Annotated in this window: 3 protein-coding genes; 2 read left to right on the top strand and 1 reads right to left on the bottom strand. The window is 69.6% G+C overall.

The window, feature by feature from the left end; all coding sequences use genetic code 11:
- The first annotated feature begins 507 nt into the window (after positions 1-507).
- Together ACIBI5_RS54240 and ACIBI5_RS54235 are read left to right on the top strand one after the other, a co-directional pair.
- Complete coding sequence (locus ACIBI5_RS54240; RefSeq protein ID WP_397259665.1) at positions 508-1128, top strand: hypothetical protein; 621 nt, start codon at positions 508-510, stop codon at positions 1126-1128.
- 49 nt (positions 1129-1177) lie between these two features.
- Entirely contained in the window at positions 1178-1426 is a 249-nt protein-coding gene (locus ACIBI5_RS54235; RefSeq protein ID WP_397259663.1) for a hypothetical protein, read from the top strand.
- A 38-nt stretch (positions 1427-1464) separates the two neighbouring features.
- Here the strand turns inward: ACIBI5_RS54235 and ACIBI5_RS54230 are convergent, their stop codons facing one another.
- Positions 1465-2013: an STAS domain-containing protein gene (locus tag ACIBI5_RS54230; protein WP_397259662.1), complete on the bottom strand. Its 549-nt coding sequence runs from the start codon at positions 2011-2013 to the stop codon at positions 1465-1467.
- Positions 2014-2173 lie beyond the last annotated feature (160 nt).

Genomic DNA, 2173 nt, shown 5'->3' with positions numbered 1-2173 from the left:
AATGACAGAGTGCCGATGATGACAGCGATTTGTCGCTTCATGAGCTCCCTTTCGATGTGGAGGTTCGCTTTCAAGGAAAGAGGTATCAGGGTGTAAGAATTTCAGTAAGGGCGATGCGAAGATGGGATGGAATGCTTGCAAATCCGGCAAAGTCTGTCACTCTTGGCAAGCAGCCTTTCACCAACCGTGATCGATTCAGGGCTTCAATCGTGGTTCCACAACTGGGCGCTTCTCTTAAATCGGTCGTGGCGAATTGACCTACCACCGAGCGCCACCGAATGTGCGCTGTTTGGCCGTGACGCAGGTGTGACGTGGCCGATATCCGCGAGCCTGGCCCCGCCCTTCGCGGGGTCCAGCAGTGCACCGCCGAGCAGGTCGTACACCGGCGTCCGCGTCGCCGAACTGGTAAAGACGATCATCCGTAGCGGCGCCCGGGCCACCGTCCGTCCTGGAGGGCGCGGTCCGTACCACTCGCGCGGTTCGAGAGGCGTTCGCCGCCCGTCTGGTTTGGGATGGGGGTTTGTCGGGCCGCAGGCGCGCAAGGACGGCCACCAGCTGGCCGCCGCCATCGAACTGATCACCACCTTCCACGCGATCGCCACCCGCCACCTCGCCGCCACCTACCAGCAGGCCGGCGGCGCCGACGACGGCGGCGGCGGCGGCCTGGACATCGACCTCGACGGCGCGGCCACCGCCACCGCCACCGACCCGGACCTGACCCAGCTGTGGGACACCGCCCAGCCCGGCGCGCGCCGCGACCTGCTCGCCTCGCTCGCCCAGCTGCTCGCGCTCACCCGCCGCCGCCACGGCCTGGACGCTGACGACGTCGCCACCATGATCGGCAAGCAGGGCGGGCCCGGCCGGCTGTGGATGCTCGCCGAACGCCAGCTCGACACCGCCACCGCGGCGGGCCGCGACGCCGCAACCGAGCCGATGCTCCCCGACGCGCCCCACCTGCCTGCCCTGGCCACCTCACCCGTCTCCGTGACCGCCGAACAGCTGGTCACCACTCCCGACCTCGACGGCCACCAGCTGCGGCTGGGCGCCGCGGTGCTGCTGCACGTGGCCACGATCATCGACACCAACGCCACCGGCCGCTGGCAGGACCTGCTGCAGACGCAGAACTGACCCGCCGCTCCCCGTCACATCCCTGCTTCGACAAGCCAAAGGAGCACCGATGCAGATCCGCCTGGTCGACCTGCCCGACGACGTCGAGCGCGTCGTCACCCTGATCGGCAGCGTGATGACGATCGTGGAAGATTCCGGACCCAGGCCGCGGCGCGGGCCCAGCCTGCAGGTCCAGCGCTACCTCACCATCCGGCTGCCCGAACCGGCCGCCGCGCCCGCCCGCGCTCGCCGTACCGTCCGGCGCACCGACCCCGGCCCGGCCGGACCGGACCCGGTCGACCTCAGCGCCTGGACCTGAGCCCGTTGACCTGAGCGGCGGCTGAGCGCAGGATCGTCTCACCCGTCGCGAGGAATCACGCCCGAGCCTCTGCCCGAAAGCTGTTTCGGGCAGAGGCTCTGTGCGTCACGAGCAGGGTGCGCGCCCGGGGTGAGAGTGTTGGTCGGCGGCGGGTCGCTTTGGCCGGCTCCGGCGATTGCGTGGTCGGGGCGGCTTGTCGCCGGGAGGGGGCCGTCTGCGCTGGGCCGCCGCGGCCCTCTCCCGCTGTTCAGGCGGCGGTGACCGCATGGACGGCGTCGGCGACGGTGGCGTAGACGTGCAGGTGTGGCAGGGCGCCGGCGATGGTCATCAGGCGCAGCGGGCGGCGCCAGGTACAGGTGGCTTCCGTGCTGCTCGGCGTTTTGGTGGGCGTGCAGGATGACGTTGAGGCCGGTGTTGTCCAGGAACGGCATCGTGCTGAGGTCGATGACGAGGCAGGCGCCGTCGTGCATGGTCTGGGCGAGGACCTGGTCCAGGATGACGGCGTTGGTGCCGTCGACTTCGCCGACCACGTGGATCACAGCACTGTTGCGGCGATGTTCGCAGGTGATGGCCAGTGGCGTGGGCATGGAGGCCCCCTTGCTGAGCGCGGGCAACGTGCCTCGTCTCCCGGGAGACTCCGATCATGGCGCGGCGCGGGAACAGGCGAGGATCGCCTCTCCACGGTAGCCCGCAGCCGGGCCGCCCGACCAGATGGAGGATGCGCCTGGCCGGGACGGGCAAGAGCGC

Origin of the sequence: Nonomuraea sp. NPDC050540 (assembly GCF_044457485.1) — a bacterium.
GTDB lineage: Bacteria > Actinomycetota > Actinomycetes > Streptosporangiales > Streptosporangiaceae > Nonomuraea.
Note: the sequence above shows the minus strand (reverse complement) of the source record. Positions and strands in the feature narration are given on the sequence as shown.

What these genes read in the sequence shown, in the direction of transcription:
- ACIBI5_RS54235 (WP_397259663.1), top strand. Translation starts at nt 1,178, where the DNA reads ATGCAGATCCGCCTGGTCGACCTGCCCGACGACGTCGAGCGCGTCGTC.
- ACIBI5_RS54230 (WP_397259662.1), bottom strand. Translation starts at nt 2,013, where the DNA reads ATGCCCACGCCACTGGCCATCACCTGCGAACATCGCCGCAACAGTGCT.